The sequence below is a fragment of the Streptomyces sp. NPDC004721 genome, from assembly GCF_053601495.1.
On sequence record NZ_JBSGBZ010000063.1, the window covers coordinates 1 to 15267 of the forward strand.

Annotated in this window: 13 protein-coding genes and 2 pseudogenes; 7 read left to right on the forward strand and 8 right to left on the reverse strand. The window is 69.6% G+C overall.

Annotated elements, in window-relative coordinates; translation table 11 throughout:
- Positions 1–314: pseudogene (locus ACWEK3_RS35715) on the forward strand (ABC transporter substrate-binding protein); the annotation flags it as partial.
- Between the two features lie 613 nt (positions 315–927).
- A complete protein-coding gene (locus ACWEK3_RS35720) occupies positions 928–1392 on the forward strand; it encodes a hypothetical protein (RefSeq protein ID WP_453251590.1) in 465 nt (154 codons plus the stop codon).
- 55 nt (positions 1393–1447) lie between these two features.
- Here the strand turns inward: ACWEK3_RS35720 and ACWEK3_RS35725 are convergent, their stop codons facing one another.
- Positions 1448–1747, reverse strand: coding sequence for an integrase core domain-containing protein (locus tag ACWEK3_RS35725; protein WP_450545629.1), 300 nt, complete (start codon positions 1745–1747; stop codon positions 1448–1450).
- Positions 1748–1985: 238 nt separating this feature from the next.
- On the opposite strand from ACWEK3_RS35725, the gene ACWEK3_RS35730 reads away from it, so the two are divergent.
- Complete coding sequence (locus tag ACWEK3_RS35730; RefSeq protein ID WP_453251591.1) at positions 1986–2117, forward strand: hypothetical protein; 132 nt, start codon at positions 1986–1988, stop codon at positions 2115–2117.
- Between the two features lie 220 nt (positions 2118–2337).
- On the opposite strand, the gene ACWEK3_RS35735 is transcribed toward ACWEK3_RS35730, so the two are convergent.
- The 6 genes from ACWEK3_RS35735 to ACWEK3_RS35760 all read right to left on the reverse strand — a co-directional run bounded on the left by ACWEK3_RS35735 (position 2338) and on the right by ACWEK3_RS35760 (position 8667).
- A complete protein-coding gene (locus tag ACWEK3_RS35735) occupies positions 2338–3276 on the reverse strand; it encodes a sigma-70 family RNA polymerase sigma factor (RefSeq protein ID WP_453251592.1) in 939 nt (312 codons plus the stop codon).
- A 10-nt stretch (positions 3277–3286) separates the two neighbouring features.
- Positions 3287–4477 carry an NAD(P)/FAD-dependent oxidoreductase gene (locus tag ACWEK3_RS35740; RefSeq protein ID WP_453251593.1) on the reverse strand — a complete coding sequence of 397 codons (1191 nt, stop codon included), beginning with the start codon at positions 4475–4477 and terminating at the stop codon, positions 3287–3289.
- 413 nt (positions 4478–4890) lie between these two features.
- A complete protein-coding gene (locus ACWEK3_RS35745; RefSeq protein ID WP_453251594.1) occupies positions 4891–5559 on the reverse strand; it encodes a response regulator in 669 nt (222 codons plus the stop codon).
- Positions 5556–6824, reverse strand: a complete 1269-nt coding sequence (locus ACWEK3_RS35750; protein ID WP_453251606.1) for a sensor histidine kinase — start codon at positions 6822–6824, stop codon at positions 5556–5558. Before ACWEK3_RS35750 ends, ACWEK3_RS35745 begins: the two co-directional genes overlap by 4 nt.
- Before the next feature lie 56 nt (positions 6825–6880).
- Entirely contained in the window at positions 6881–7732 is an 852-nt protein-coding gene (locus tag ACWEK3_RS35755) for an ABC transporter permease (RefSeq protein ID WP_453251595.1), read from the reverse strand.
- Positions 7729–8667 carry an ATP-binding cassette domain-containing protein gene (locus ACWEK3_RS35760; RefSeq protein WP_390729326.1) on the reverse strand — a complete coding sequence of 313 codons (939 nt, stop codon included), beginning with the start codon at positions 8665–8667 and terminating at the stop codon, positions 7729–7731. The genes ACWEK3_RS35755 and ACWEK3_RS35760 overlap by 4 nt, the downstream gene beginning before the upstream one ends.
- Before the next feature lie 246 nt (positions 8668–8913).
- Here ACWEK3_RS35760 and ACWEK3_RS35765 point away from each other — a divergent pair, with 246 nt between their 5' ends.
- The 4 genes and pseudogenes from ACWEK3_RS35765 (at position 8914) to ACWEK3_RS35780 (ending at position 12268) form a co-directional block, all read left to right on the forward strand.
- Positions 8914–9957: a relaxase domain-containing protein gene (locus tag ACWEK3_RS35765; protein WP_453251596.1), complete on the forward strand. Its 1044-nt coding sequence runs from the start codon at positions 8914–8916 to the stop codon at positions 9955–9957.
- 482 nt (positions 9958–10439) lie between these two features.
- Positions 10440–10652, forward strand: a pseudogene (locus tag ACWEK3_RS35770) (alpha-ketoglutarate-dependent dioxygenase AlkB); the annotation flags it as partial.
- A gap of 318 nt (positions 10653–10970) precedes the next feature.
- A complete protein-coding gene (locus ACWEK3_RS35775; protein ID WP_453251607.1) occupies positions 10971–11828 on the forward strand; it encodes a S1 family peptidase in 858 nt (285 codons plus the stop codon).
- Between the two features lie 146 nt (positions 11829–11974).
- Positions 11975–12268, forward strand: coding sequence for a hypothetical protein (locus ACWEK3_RS35780; RefSeq protein WP_453251597.1), 294 nt, complete (start codon positions 11975–11977; stop codon positions 12266–12268).
- 511 nt (positions 12269–12779) lie between these two features.
- On the opposite strand, the gene ACWEK3_RS35785 is transcribed toward ACWEK3_RS35780, so the two are convergent.
- Complete coding sequence (locus ACWEK3_RS35785; protein WP_453251598.1) at positions 12780–14996, reverse strand: S8 family serine peptidase; 2217 nt, start codon at positions 14994–14996, stop codon at positions 12780–12782.
- Between the last annotated feature and the right edge of the window lie 271 nt (positions 14997–15267).

The following is a 15267-nucleotide window of genomic DNA, read 5'->3' on the forward strand; positions in this document are numbered from 1 at the left end:
GCTCGGGCTGGGTGCTGGACTACCCGTTCAACGCCAACTTCCTGCGTGACCTGTTCGGTACCCACTCGGACGGCAACCAGGGTGGCTTCTCCAACCCGACGATCGACAAGGAGATCGCCGCTGCCGACACCGCCAGCTCCCTGGAGGAGTCGGAGAAGAAGTACCAGGAGCTCGAGAAGAACCTGGTCAACTACATGCCGACCATCCCGCTCTGGTACAACAAGGTCAACGCCGGCTATTCGACCAAGGTCACCGGCGTCCAGTACGACCAGCACGGTGACCCGGTCCTGACTGGCGTTCAGGTCAAGAAGTAAACACAAACAGCCCGTTCGTCCCGGGGTGCGCGATACCGCACCCCGGGGAACGGCAGCGGCTGGGGGCCCTTTCCGCACGTACCGTCCTGCGCTTGCCGAATACCTCATCCGTGTTGGTCGGCCGCATGTTGGTACTCGCGGAGGGTTCCCCCAAGCCGTGCTCGTCGTCGCATGTCCAGACGGGCGATCCGGTCCGGGTCCTCGATCGGAGCGGGCAGCAGGGGTGGGGGCGGGTGTTCGCAAGGCCCTGGTGCGGCCTGTGCTCGTTGTAGAACGTCTCGAACTCGCACAGTGTGTGCACGAGATGCCGCTCGTCCCAGATCAACATGCGGTCCAGCGGTTCTCGCAGGCAGGTCCGCACCCACCGCTACATGATCGAGTTCATTCTCGGCATCCGGACGCCGCTGAGCACGACCTCGATACCCTCGTCCTTGCGAAGGCCCCGTCCGTGCTCGACGGGGCTCAGGAGAGGGGAACGATGGTTGTGCAGGATCTGTTACCGGGCCTTCAGAACGTGGGCAGTCGCACGGCTCCGGCCTGGGCGTCTTCCGCTGGGTGGTCGAATGCACCATCGTCTGGCTGGTAGACGGGGCGGTGGTCTCTGCGCCGAACCGTGATCAAGGAAGCGGTGCTTCTCTTCTTTCACCGGGGATACTGTTCCGAACTGCCGTTATCGTGGGGGGACACGATCATCACCAAGTTTCTGAGATCCGCCTTCGCCGTCACGCTCCTGGCCTCGGTCACCGCCTGCGGTGCGTCGTCCGGGCCGGCTGTCTCTGTGGGCACGCCCACTGGCTCGGGTTCTGCCGAGACGCACCGTTCGGCGAACCCGGAGCCAGTCGCGGCTGTCATGCCCGACGTCGTCGGCGGTAACGCCGGGCGTGCGCAGGAGCAGATGAGCTCCGAAATCGACATGATCTTCGAGGACGCAAGCGGGCAGGGCCGTCTGGTGGACGACCCGGCTGAGTGGAAGATCTGCAACTCCGAGCCGGGCCCGAACCAGCAGATCACTGATTTCCCGGTGGTCTTCGGCGTGGTGAGAGTTTCGGAGAGCTGTGAGGACACGGTGCCGGAGTGATGCTCCGAGCACTCCGGCGTCCCGCCTGTGGGGCTCGGAAAGTCATCGTTGCTACTCAGGTCGAGTAGCGGTACTCGTTGATGACGCCGTCGAGCACTCGGGTGCGCAGGAGTCTGCGCGTATCGAAGTCGTGCATGGTGGCGGGCTGTTGGACCGAGTCGGGTGGCAGCTGGCTGCGGGTCTGATGAGGCCGCCGCACGTTGTAGTGCTTCTCGTGGGTGGCCAGGACCTGTCGGGCGTGAGCCTCGTCCACGAGGAGGACGTGATCGAGGGCCTCATGCCGGATACTGCCGATGGTCCTCTCGCGGTGGGCATTCATCCGCGGCGCTCGCGGCGCGCTCTTGAGGATCTCCATCTCTGCCGCTGCAAGGCCGCGTCGAAGGTCTCGCCGTACATGTCATCGCGGTCGCGCAGCAGGACGCGCAGTGGCTCCCAGCGCGTGCCCTGGTCGACGGCGAGATTTCGTGCCTGTTGACCGGCCCAGGCCTGGGCCGGGTGGGCGGTGACGCCGGTGCCCGAACGCCGCAGCCAGCGACTACGTCCGTGCCGGCACCACCACCCTGTTCGCCGCCCTGGAGGTCGCCACTGGCAAGGTGATCGGTTCCCTGCACCGGCGGCACCGGGCCGTCGAACGCGACATCCGCAGCCGGCTCGCCGACTGGAACGAGCATCGAAGGCCCTTCGTCGTCGTCGGGAGCCTGCTGCGGCCAGGCCGCGTGGAATGAAGGCCCGACCCTAGATGCGGGGCCTTCAGCACAGTAGCCCGTTCAGGACATTCCGCAACACCTCATCGGCGACCACGCAGCTGCCCCACCTGGGCCCACTCGGCTGTGACTTCGAGCGATAGGTGGCCAGGGACGCTCGGACGCGCCCTGGCCACCTATCGCTGACGGCTCGTAGTTGGCCACTGTGCAGACTCAGGTCACTGGGTTTCCGGGGCTCTGGTCACCATGCGTTGATGATCGGCGTGTCGGGTTCGTGCTGCCGCCAGGCCTCGTTGAGGCGCGCGAGCCGGCCCGCGGCGGCGATGCCGCGCAGGGACGCGACCTTGCCGTCGCTGACGTCGAACGCCACGGCGCCCACGACCCGGTCGTCAACCACGGCGAGGACGGCCGGGGAGCCGTTGACCAGCGCGATGTGGAACGCGGGGGAGCCGCCCGCCAGCCGCCGCTTCGCCGGCGTGGGCTTGAAGCCGGCCCGCACGTAGGTGGCGACGCGCTCGCGCGTCTTGTACCGCAGCAGCCGCCTGGCCAGTCCGGCGCCGTCCGAGACCGCCGTCACGTCGTCGGTGAGCAGCGCCACCAGCCGTTCGGTGCGCCCTGATGTGGCGGCGGCGAGGAACTCCTCGACGACCCGGCGCGCGGACGCGGGGTCCACCTCATCGCCGCCGCGACGCTCGGCGACGACCCGGCGTCGGGCCCGGTGGACATGCTGCTGGCTCGCGGACTCGGTGATGTCGAGGATCCCGGCGATCTCGGCGTGGGGGTACGAGAAGGCCTCGCGCAGGACGTAAGCGGTCCGCTCGACCGGCGAGAGGCGCTCCATGAGGGTCAGTACGGCCAAGGATACCGATTCGCGCTGCTCGAAGGTGTCGGCAGGGCCGAGCATAGGGTCGCCCTCAAGGAGTGGCTCGGGCAGCCAGTCTCCGGCAGCGCGCTCATGGCGCGCCTGCGCCGAGCGGAGCCGGTCGAGGCAGAGATTGGTGACGACCTTGGTCAGCCACGCCTCCGGCACCTCGATACGTTCCCGGTCCGCGGCCTGCCAGCGCAGGAACGCGTCCTGCACGGCGTCCTCGGCGTCGGCCGCAGAGCCGAGCAGACGGTACGCGAGCGAGGCCAGCCGGCCCCGGCTGGCCTCGAACCGATCGATGGCTGCACTGTCCATGCGGAACAACCTATGCGGCGGCCCTCACACCGACCAGGTCAGGCGCGGTGGCCAGGCGACGCTTGCGCTTCGGCATGCCGAAGGTCGGGTGGGCGATGCCCCACCCGGCCCCCTTGAGCACGCCCGACTTGAGCCGCGCGGCGGTCCGGCCACCCAGGTACCAGGACTTCGACCGGGCATCCCCGTCCACCATCTGGAAGATCGCGTCCCGCCGCCCGAGGCTGATGTGGTTGCCGAGGTACTTCAGCCCGGTGGTTGGGATCTTGCTGCCCGTCAGGCGCGCGATGATCGCGGCGGTCGCCTGCATGTTGGTGAAGCCGGCCGAGGCGCAGGACATCGGCAGCGGCCGGCCGTTCTCGCCGATCGCATAGGCACAGTCACCGGCGGCGTAGACGTCCGGGTGCGAGACCGAGCGCATGGTGCGGTCGACGACGATCTGGCCGGTCTCGGCGACCTCCAGACCGCTGGCGGCCGCGATGGGATGCACGGCGAACCCGGCCGACCACACAGTCACGTCGGCCGGGATGGACGTACCGTCGGCGGCGATCGCCCGAGTCGGCTCGACGGCTTCGATGCCGGTGTGCTCGTGGACGGTGATGCCGAGCCGCTCGAAGGCCTGGCGCAGGTGACGGCGGGCCTTCGGGGAGAGCCAGGCGCCCAGCTCGCCGTGGGCGGCGAGTGCGACGGAGAGGTCGGGCCGGGACTCGGCGAACTCGGTGGCGGTCTCGATGCCGGTCAACCCCTCACCGACGATCAGCACGGTGCCGCCCTCGTCCAGGCCGGCCAGGCGCTCGCGCAGACGCAGCGCCGAGGACCGGCCGGTCACATCGAAGGCGTACTCGGCCACACCGGGGACGTCGTGATGGGCCACGGAGCTGCCGAGCGCGTAGAGAAGCGTGTCGTACGCGAGCTCGCCGTCGCCGTCCTCGCCGGTCACGGCGACAGCCCTGCGCTCGGGGTCGACGCCGGTGACGCGCGCCAGGCGCAGCCGCACCCCGGTACCCGCGAATACGTCGGCGAGCTTGCGGAACGCGAGGTCCTGACCGATCGCGAGCTGGTGGAGCCGCATCCGCTCCACGAAGTCGGGCACGGCGTTGACGACGGTGATCACGGTGTCGGCGGGGGAGAGCCGGCGGGCCAGATTTCCGGCGGCGAAGGCCCCGGCGTATCCGGCGCCGAGTACGACGATGCGGTGCTTCATGGCGTTGCTCCTGTCTCGTTCGCGTGCCCCTTGAACGAGACGGGGCCTTGATTGCTGACAGGAGCCGGGTGTGACGCGGGTCACCGAACCAAGACGAGCGGCTGAGCCTCCGACAGGCGCCTGGGCCTGTCTTGGGCAGTCGAAACGGGGCGATGGCCGACTAGCTGTCAGCCCCCGTGAACGCGCCCTGGCGGCGCCCCGCCCACAGATGTCCCCCCGGGGCAGGCGGACAGGCCACCCTCAAGCCACCCCAACCAAGTCGTTGACGATGACCATGACGACCGTGGAAACCGAGACCGACAGGCCACCCGGGCTACAGCATCACAATGTCCTCCATGCCGGAGACGGCCGCCGAGGCGCGGCGCTTGGCCCGCCAGAGCTGCGCCCTGGAGGCTCGCGAAGGGCGCCGCCGCTCAGTCTCCATGAGGCCGGGCCAGGCCGTGGTCATAGGCGAAGATCACCGCCTGGATGCGGTCGCGGGCGCCGATCTTGGCCAGGACGCGGCCGACATGAGTCTTCACCGTGGACTCCGACAGGACGAAGCGGGCGGCGATCTCGCCGTTGCTCCAGCCCTTGCCGATGGCGACGAGGATCTCGCGCTCACGGTCGGTGAGGGAGCTCAAGCGCGGGTCCTCAGCGGAGCCGTCGCCGCCGAGTGGCACGAGACGGGCGAACTCGTGCAGGAGACGGCGGGTGAGCGCGGGGGCGATCACAGCGTCTCCGACGGCCACGGCCCGGATGCCCGCGAGGAGTTCCTCGGGGCGGGCGTCCTTGAGGAGGAAGCCGCTGGCTCCGGCGCGCAGAGCCGCATACACGTACTCGTCCAGGTCGAACGTGGTCAGCATCAGGACGCGCGAGCGATCGCCCGCGGCGACGATGCGGCGGGTGGCCTCGATGCCGTCCATGCCCGGCATGCGTACGTCCATGAGGACGACGTCGGGCCGGAGTTCGGCGGCCTTGCGCACCGCTTCCGCTCCGTGCGCGGCATCGCCGACCACCTCTGTTTCGGGCACGGAGTCCAGGAGCATGCGGAAGCCGTACCGCTGGAGCGGCTGGTCGTCCACGACGAGCACGGTGGTCACCGGGCACCGCCCTGGGGAGTGAGGTCGAGTGCGGCCCGTACCGTCCAGCCGCCGCCCGCGGGACCCGCGCTTACGTGTCCGCCGTAGAGAGCCGCTCGTTCCCGCATGCCCACCAGGCCGTGTCCTTCCTCGTTCGCCGTGCTGGGACGGTCGCCCGGGACGAGTGGGCCGGAGTCCTGGACGGTGATGGTCAGCCGCGTGTCCTCCACGGCGACAGCCAGGTTCGCACGCGCGCCGGCGCCGGCGTGTTTCAGGGTATTCGTCAGGGCCTCCTGCACGATGCGGTAGACCGTGAGCTGGACCCCGCTGTCGAGGGCGTCGACGTCTCCGGCGGTACGGTAGACGACCTCCAAGCCGGCGGCGCGCACCCCTTCGCACAGCGCGTTGATGTCCGCGAGACCGGGCTGCGGGCTCAGCTCGGGCTCGGCCGGCGGGCCGTCCACCTCGCGCAGCACGCCGAGCACCCGGCGCAGTTCGCCCAGGGCCTTGCGACCGGTGTCGCCGATGAGGTGGAGGGCCTCCCTGCCCCGCTCCGGAGCGACCCCGGCGGCATAGGCACCCGCGTCGGCGAGCGTGATGATGACGGACAGGTTGTGGCCGACGACATCGTGCATCTCACGGGCCACCCGTGCTCGTTCGGCCGCGACTGCGAGCCTGCCACGCTGGTCGCGTTCGATCTCCAGCCGGGCCGCACGGTCCCGAAGCCCGGCCAGCTGAGCCCGCCGGATACGGATCATCAGGCCGAGCGCGAGGGCCGCGGTCGCCGTGCTGAGCAGGAAGAACAGCGCGTCCCAGACCGACACCGCCGCCGACACCCGTGCCGCGACCAGGCCCACCGCGCCCGCCGTGGCCGCACAGGCCCACGGCAGCTGCCGCAGCCGTCCGTGCAGGGCCAGGCTGTACAGGGCGACGAAGAGGGCGACGTCCGCACGGAGCGCGGCGCCGAGGGACCACTGGAGGACGAACACGGCCGCGATGGCGCCGAACGCGGCGGTGGGTGCCCGGCGCCGCCACAGCAGCGGCAGCACCAGCCCGGCCTGCAAGGCCAGCATGCCCGCCACGGGCAACCGGGTGAACACCAGGCGGAAGCGGCGCGGGCCGTCGCCTTCCCCGTCGATGGCACCGACCGCGTGCAGCAGGTCCGGCAGGCAGAACATCAGGAAGACCAGCACCACGACCGCGGTGTCCAGCACCCACGGACGGGCCCGGTCGGCATGCCGGAGCCACTGGCCGGCCCGGCCGAGCCGGGCGACCAGCGGCCCCATCCCGCTGAGATCTTCGGTGGTCACGGAGTTCACGAGCCCATGATGCGGGTGGCTGCTCAGACGTCGCTGCGCCGCAGCCGGTACGCCGCTGCGGCCAGCGCCAGTGCCGTCCAGCCGAGGAAGACCCAGAGCCCGGCGCCCGGCGACAGGGTGGTCGAGTCGTGGGTCAGGGCGAAGATCGACTCGCCGGCGTGGCTGGGCAGATAGGGGTCGATGTTCCCCCTCCATGAGCTGGGCAGCAGGGAGATCAGTCCGGGTACGAGCATGAGGGCGGCCACCAGGACCGAGATACCGCCGGCCACGGACCGCAGCAGCGCGCCCAGGGCGGTGCCGATCACGCCGACCAGGCCCAGGTAGAGCCCGGCGCCCAGCAGACTGCGAAGGACACCGGCGTGGCCGAGGCCCATGGCGGCGGGCGTGCCGGAGACGACCTGGCTGCCCACGAGGAAGGCGACGAACGCGCCGACGGTCGCGATCAACAGCGCGACCAGCCCGTACACAGCCGCCTTGGACCACAGCACGGGCAGCCGGCGCGGCACCGCGGCCATGGTGGAGCGGATCATGCCGGTCGAGTACTCGCCCGCCGTGACCAGCACGCCCAGCACGCCGAGGGCCAACTGGGCGAAGTTCGTGCCGAAGAGGGACAGACTCACGGCCGTCGCGTCGGCGAAGTCGCCGTGCATGGGGCGGCCGGAGTCGATCCCGGACTTGTAGCGGCTCGCGGCGATGACGCCGAAGGCGACGAGGAACAGCAGGCCCAGGCCGAGAGTGATCCAGGTGGAGCGCAGAGACCACAGTTTGGCCCACTCCGAGGCCAGCACGCGCCGTCCGGTCACCCGGTAGGCGGGGCGGGCCGGCGCGGCCTGAGCGGTCTCGGGGGACTCCGGGGTTGCCGTGAGGGTGCTCATGCCGCGCTCCCGGAGGTCTCGGTGCCGGTCGTGGAGCCGTGGTACTCCACGGCGTCCCTGGTCAGTTCCATGAATGCCTCCTCCAACGACACCGCCTTCGTGGTCAGCTCGAACAGCGGAATCCTGTGCTCGGCCGCCTTCAGCCCGATCTCGCGGGCGGACAGCCCGGTCACCTGCAGTTCCTCGGAGCCCACGCGGCCGGTGATCTCCACGCCGTATCCGGCCAGTACCTCCCGCAGCCGTGCGGGGTCGTCCGTCGCGACCTTCACGGCGTCGCCGCCGGCCTCGCGGACCAGGTCCCGTACGGTCGTGTCGGCCAGCAACCGTCCACGGCCGACGATGATGAGGTGATCAGCCACCAGGGACACCTCGCTCATCAGGTGCGAAGAGACGAACACCGTGCGCCCTTCACTCGCGAGGGAGGTGAGCAGGTTCCGGATCCAGAGGACGCCCTCGGGGTCCAGCCCGTTGACCGGCTCGTCGAGCATCACGGTCTGCGGATCGCCGAGCAGGGCGGCCGCGATGCCGAGCCGCTGGCCCATGCCGAGGGAGAAGGCACCGGCCCGCTTCTTCGCGACGCTGCCAAGACCGGCAAGGTCGATGACTTCGTCGACCCGGCGGCGCGGGATGCCGTGAGTGAGGGCGAGGGCCCGGAGATGGTTGTAGGCCGAGCGGCCCGGGTGGATCGACCTCGCCTCCAGCAGCGCCCCGACCTCCTGGAGCGGCGCCTGGTGGCGGGCGTAGCGTCGTCCGTTCACCGTGACGGAGCCGCTCGTCGGCGCGTCAAGCCCGACGATCATGCGCATCGTCGTCGACTTGCCCGCCCCGTTGGGGCCGAGGAAGCCGGTCACCGTGCCCGGCTTCACGGTGAAGTCCAGCCCGGCGACGGCTGTCTTCTCCCCGTACCTCTTGGTGAGCTGCTGTGCCTCGATCATTCGCGTTCCCTCTTTCGGACTCCGGCGCGCCCTGTACGCCTGACGCCTCCTCCGTCACGCTAAGCCCGCGATCTGCCGGATCCGGTCGTACCGGGGACTGAACACTGCCAGGCAGGTGGTACCGGGGTACTACAGCCCCGCTGGCGGCGGGGCGTGGTTCCGGGATACCAGTGACACGGGCGGCCGTCATCGGCCATGGGGAACCACAGGGGACCACTTCATGACCACCTTCTGATCCTGAACCGCGTGCAGCGCCCGGACAGCACCTGGTACCAGCATGCCGTCGCGGCCGGGACGCTCTACACCCTCAGGATGAACACGGAGGTGTGTGAGGAGCTGGGCCTGGCGACGGTGCCCCGCGAGGTGACGCCGGGCCTGCGACCGGCAATGGAGATAGCCGCAGTCGGCTCCGAGCTGATCCACTGGTCCTCCACCCGCCGCCAGCGGATCGAGGACGCCCTGGAGGGCCTCACTGACCAGTACGTGAAGGACCACGGGCGGCTGCCCGGCGAGCGCGGCCGCCACGGCCTCGGATGGGCGCAGGACACTCGCCCGGAGAAGAAGACCGCCCGCCCGCTGGAGCAGCTGCGCGCGTGGTCGCGGACGTCCGCGATCCTCCACTTCGGACAGCAGCTGGTCGACGGGCCCCTGGAGCGCTGCCGGGCGGCCGGTGCGGCGATCCGGGCCCGGGTGGGGCCGGTGGTGGACACCGCCCTCGCTGCCGTCGACGTTGCCGCGGTTGTCTTCACCGTCCGCGGTACGTTCGCCCGCCGTCACGTCCTCGCCGAAGCCCGCCGGCACCTGCTGGAGACGCGGCGCGGCCGGGCGTTCCCGCCCGGCGCGGACGACTACATCGCCGACCAGGCTCTCCCGCCACGGTCGCCACCTCACCGTTCCCCAGCCCGGCCGCCGGAGTCCGGCACTGGAGCAGCTCACCTACACCGTCGACTTCGCGTGGCCCGCCCGCTGGTGGATCGCCAGCACCGACGGCAAACCGCCCCGCGCATCGACTCGGTACGAGCGGGCCCTGGCCGCCGGCCTCGCCTGTCGTCCACGCCCACCAGCAGGCCACGATGCCGGAGCTGCTGGAAGGCCGCACGACCGCTGAGCGGTGGGCGCCGCGCCCTTCCGCTGTCGTCCACGCCCACCAGCAGGCCACGATGCCGGAGCTGCTGGAAGGCCGCACGACCGCTGAGCGGTGGGCGCCGCGCCCTTCCGCCGGCCGTCGGCGGGCCTGGCGCCGCCCAGGCCGAAAGCGGAGACCGCCGCCCCAGCAGTCGGCGCGGTTAGTGCCGCCGCCGTCCGTGAGTGGAGTCGCACACTCGGTACGGCAATTACTACGAAGAGTTCCTAGTAATCGATGTTTGGAGCACGTATATGTGGATGAGGCGGTATACCATTTCGTAACCTCATCGGAGTTTTCTCTTCATGTCTTGCGGAGCCGACACCGGATCCCAGCAGCCCAATCCTCACGCCGATCCGGTTCGCGCCCGCGGTTGTGAGGAGTGCCGGGAGTGGGGGAGCGTGGTCAATGACGAGGGTGGGCACGAACTTTGCCCCAACTGCCAGACGGACGTGGTCGGGGCTGAGCCGGCCGCACGTTCACCGCGGACTCGAAACGAAGGCGGCCGGCCTGGTTCGGTTCAGGCCGGCGGCGCTCAGCGGGTGATTGACGACAAGTGCCGGTGAGCGGGCTGTCATGGCAGGCCGCTCACCGGTCGCCTTCGGAGACGAGCAGTTGCCGATGGTCCCCGAGGCCGGGCCTGTCCGCCGAGGACATCATGGTCGCCATCGTGTCCGTCGGCGCGCCCCCGACGGGGCGCGAACTCCCGCGCCACGCCGACCGTGCGCAGAGCCCTCAGGCATGGCGACCTCATTGTGATGGGCGGCTCCTGCCAGCGCACTTGGAAACACGCGATCCCCAAGTCGGCGCGGGCGGCCGGGCCAGGATCAGCATTCAGTTCCGGCCGGACGGGGTGCGCTGAGCCGGCACCCGGCCCCCCGCCCACCGCTCCGGCGACCCCGCCGGAGCCGACGTGACCTGGGGGAACATCAAGTCGCGGATCCCGAGTGCGAGTTCGGGTCCGCATGTGCATCGGGCCCAGCCCGTGCCCGCTTCCCTCGCGCCCGCGGACCGCGGCGGGACACGGACTTGATCCCACCCCTTGTCCTGCCGCCCGTCGGCACCGAAGAATGCGCACGGCAACCATCGGCTACAGACGTCACACCCGGCGTCGGCAAGGGGGCTCCACCCAATGTCACCTGCAGCACCGATGACACGCACGACACGTCGCTCACCGAGGATCGGCAAGGCGCTCACCGGCGCGGCGTTCGCGCTCGCCCTGGTCGGCGCGGGCGCGGCACCCGCCGTCGCCGGGACCGCGGGCGGGGACGCCGGCACCCGCACGAGACCGAACGACGCACCCGTCACGTTCGCCGGCACCGTAGCGCTCAGCAACTGTTCCGGTTCCGTCGTGCGCACCCCGCAGTCACAGCCCGACGACCCCGCCCTCGTGCTGTCCAACGGGCATTGCATCGAGGGCGGCTTCCCGAAGGCCGGCCAGGTCATCGTGGACCGGCCGTCCACCCGCACGTTCAAACTCCTCGACGAGGACGCCGGGGTGCTCGGCACGCTCCAGGCCGACCAGATCTCGTACGCGACGATGACCGACACCGACATCTCGCTGTACCGGACGACCACCACCTACGCCGAGATCGAGAGCACCTACCACGTACGGCCGCTACTGCTCGACCCGCGCCACCCGCGCAAGAACACCGAGATCACCGTGGCGTCGGGATACTGGAAGAAGCAGTACAAGTGCTCCGTCGACGGGTTCGTAAACCAGCTCAAGGAGTACTGGTGGACCTGGAAGGACTCGGTGCGCTACACGCCCGGGTGCGAGACCATCGGCGGCACCTCCGGCTCCCCGGTGATCGACGACCACACCGGACGCGTGATCGCCGTCAACAACACCCATAACGAGGACGGCGAGCAGTGCACGCTCAACAACCCCTGCGAGGTCGACCGCAAGGGGCTCATCACCGTCCGCTACAACGCGCGCTACGCGCAGGAGACCTACGGGATCGTGCCGTGCGTCATCGACGGCAGCAAGCTCGACCTGGGCCGCAAGGGATGTGAACTCCTCGAGCCCCAGGCCTAGTCCGCAGAAGGGCGTACGCCGTACGGACCGGCCCGCGAGCAGGTCCGTGCGGCGGTCCTCGATGACGTAAGGGAGCCGCAAGTGGTGTGGTCTCCGTCGACTATGTGTGCAGCATCTTGTAATCGCATTTTGGGACAGGAGATCTCATGGCAGACACCGCGCTGACCGCACGCACCGGTTGGTTCCACGCCGCCGCGAGTTTGCTGCTCGGAGCCGTATCCGTGGCAGCCCTGGCGGTCAACTTCCTGCTGGCGGTGCCGGTCGGGCTTGCCGCAGTCGGCAGCTCGCTGATCGGCCGTCGACGCGACGCCGAGCACCGCGGCATCCACAGCGCCGCGCTCATCATGGGTACCGTCGCCGCCGTGGCGGGACTGCTCCTGGCGATGCTCCTGCTGTCGGCCACCTCCGGCGTCAGCAGCACCAGCGTTCCGGCCCCGTGAACCACCGGGGCAACACTGCCTGATCGCTGCCCATGGGCCCCGTCCGCCAACCCAAGGCGGACGGGGCTTCTTGCTTTCAGTCCATCCATTGGATGAGCCATGAGGGCCGGGGCGACACGAGCGAGGGTGTCGCTACGAGAGCCGACTCATCGGCCGATCAACTCATTGCCCTTTGACGCGTACCTGGGTCACACCCCCTGATCCCTCTCCGGCCCACCTCAACCCCGACTACGTGACAGACCCTGATTCCTGACGGACCCCGTCCAGCAGTCCCGGAAGCGGAGCCGGGCTGGAGGACGGGGCGAGCCGGAGTGGTGCCACCAGTGTGACCGGCGTGGGGCGTGATGAGGAGACGAGCACGGCAACCTTGCGGATCTTGAAGCGTAGACGCCTCCATGATCCACATGTGCCGTGCTCGTCTGGGTTTTCCTCTCCCAGCCCGCCGTGATCAAAACGGGCGAAGCGAACTCTCCCCGGGGTCCTGAGCCGAGTTGAGTTAGCGGGTCACGACTTACTGCCCGTTGTTCGGCACCGCGTCCATGACGGTCAGCGTCATGCTGTTGTTCTTGTAGGACACCCGGAACAGGTAACCGCCCACGTTCAGGGCCCGGTTCTCCGGCAGCGCGTGGAAGGCGCCCTTGATCGAGCTACCGCTCATGATCGTGAACACGGTGCCCGGTGTCAGCTTGCCCCGCACGTCCAGGTCCAGCTCACCGTCCAGCACCAGGTTTCCCGCAGCCCGGACGCTCGTGTAGTCCCGGTCGCCGGAGATCGTGACGGCAACGCGACCCTGCTTGCCGATGGTCGCGTTCCCGCCGACGTTCAGGACATTGCCTGCGGCGCCGGAAGCGCTGGTGATCTGCGCGGCCTCGTCGGCCGTGAGACCCGGCCGCAGCACGCCGCCGCCGACGTTGATGCTGCCACCCACGGTGCCGCTGCCGCCGAGTGTTCCGCCGCGCACGTCGACAGCGCTCGCGTGCGAGCCGACGACCGAGAGTTTGCCGTCGAGGACGGTGCTCGTCCCGTGCCAGGTCTCGCTGCCGGTGAGGAACAGGGTGCCGGCGCCACGCTTCGTGAGGCTGCCCTCGTAGGCGCGGGCCTCGCGGGCTTGCTCACGGCGGACCCCGATGGCGTAGTCCGACTTGTCGGCGTCGCTCGCGCCGGCCGGCAGGCCCTTGGTCCAGCCCTTGGCGGCCTTGGTCGCCGCCCAGGCGTCCGCCTCGGTGGCGTCCTCCTGCTGGCGGGCCCGGATCGCGACGTCCGAGATGTCGTTCGACCACACGTCGTCGCGCCCCTGCGTGTCGACGACGAACGGCCCCAGGAACTGGCCCGGGCCGTTCATGGCCTCCCGCAGGCTGACCGTGCCCCAGCCATTGCGGCTGTCCGGCACCTGCACGATCTGGCCGCCGGCGGGGTTCAGCACGGCGTTGCCCGCCGCGTCATTGATCGTGTTGTTCTGCCGGCCGGTGGTGAACATCGTGTAGAGCGCCTGCTCGTTGGTCATGTACGGGAAGCGCTGCATGATCAACGACAGTGCGGCCGCCGAGTGCGGGCCGGCCATCGACGTCCCCGACGCACTGCCGTAACGGGGCTCGGGCACGCCGTTGACGACCGATACGGTCGTGCTGTTGATGCCGTTGGCCGGCGCCGTCACGCAGGACCACTTCGCGACGCCGCACTGGTTGAACGTCTGCTGGCCGGGGACCAGGACGGAGCCGTCAGGGTTGAACGTGCGCCCCACGGTGGGGTTGATCCCCGACGTCGTGTACCAGCTACCCTCCAGCTCGGGCATGAAGTACGGCGCGGCGCCTCGTGGCGACGGGTTCACGTAACCGCTGTTCCCGGCGGTGAACTGGATGACCGTGCCGGTACGCGCGGCCTCGATGGCACCGTTCAGCCAGTGGGCGGTGCTGCCGTTCGCGTCGACGACGCCGTCCGGAGTGGACCAGAGGCGCCATGCCGTGTTCAGACCGAAGCCCGCCGGGCTGCCGGACGGCGTGTCATACGTGTTGTAGTTTTCCGTGTTGGGCTGGCTACCCCAACTGCTGGTGATGATCCTGACGGGCTCGCCGTTCGCCGTCTTGGCGGAGTTCACGGCCCGGTAGACATTGCCGATGTAGGCGTCGTCCGGTTTCTGCGCGGCGGTCGCGTTCGCCGGCAGGAGACCGTAGAGCACGCCGTCCGTCTTGCCGGTGTTGCCCATGTACACGTTGCTGTTGAACGCGACGCCGTGCATGTTGGCATCCGGCCCGGCCGGTTGCGTCTCGCCGACGCCGTCGCGGCTCGCACCGATGGTCCCGGTGACGTGGGTGCCGTGACTGTCGTTGAATGCCGGGTTGTAGAACCCCGGCGTGGGGCCCGTCTGGCCGCCCTGGGCCTCCACTGAGAAGTAGCGGTCCCCGACCGCGTAGTTCGTGTCCAGGCTTCCGTGCTCCCGGACGTGCCCGGCGAAGACGCCCGAGTCGACGACGCCGATGTTCATCCCGGTGCCGGAGTAGCCTGCGGCGTAGGCGAATTCGGCTCCCATCGACGCCAGGCCGGCGTCCCGGTTGAACTCAGGGGTACGCCAGCTCGCCGCGTCGCCGAGTCGGCCGGGATCTCCCTCGTAGGTCTTGATCGGCGGTGGCACGGGCACCTGCCCCATCGCCGGCTGCGCGGCGACGCCGAGCACCACTATCGGTATCAGCGCTGTGATCAGCACCGGCTTCACGCGTTTTGTGTTCGGCACTTCGACCCCTTCCAAGATCAATCGCGCCGGATGCTATTCCCTCCTTCAGGAGCGGTTCAAGGCCTCGGCGGACACGTTATCCATCCGTCGAGATCCATGAGTTGGCGGAGGCCGTTGAGGGCGCCGGGTATGGGCGGGTCGTAGATGGTGCCGTCGTGCCGGCCTCGGGAGTACCGGTGGACAGCTCCGTCGAAGTCGACCGCGAGCGTCATGAGGACTTGTCTCCTGGGGTGGTGAGAGTGGTGAGTCGGTGGGCGAGGTTGAGTAGGAG

Bases quoted from the DNA above. Each gene is read 5' to 3' on its own strand.
- ACWEK3_RS35780 (WP_453251597.1), top strand. From the start codon at position 11,975: ATGGCAGACACCGCGCTGACCGCACGCACCGGTTGGTTCCACGCCGCC.
- ACWEK3_RS35755 (WP_453251595.1), bottom strand. From the start codon at position 7,732: ATGAGCACCCTCACGGCAACCCCGGAGTCCCCCGAGACCGCTCAGGCC.
- ACWEK3_RS35725 (WP_450545629.1), bottom strand. From the start codon at position 1,747: ATGGAGATCCTCAAGAGCGCGCCGCGAGCGCCGCGGATGAATGCCCAC.
- ACWEK3_RS35760 (WP_390729326.1), bottom strand. From the start codon at position 8,667: ATGATCGAGGCACAGCAGCTCACCAAGAGGTACGGGGAGAAGACAGCC.
- ACWEK3_RS35735 (WP_453251592.1), bottom strand. From the start codon at position 3,276: ATGGACAGTGCAGCCATCGATCGGTTCGAGGCCAGCCGGGGCCGGCTG.
- ACWEK3_RS35740 (WP_453251593.1), bottom strand. From the start codon at position 4,477: ATGAAGCACCGCATCGTCGTACTCGGCGCCGGATACGCCGGGGCCTTC.
- ACWEK3_RS35750 (WP_453251606.1), bottom strand. From the start codon at position 6,824: ATGGGGCCGCTGGTCGCCCGGCTCGGCCGGGCCGGCCAGTGGCTCCGG.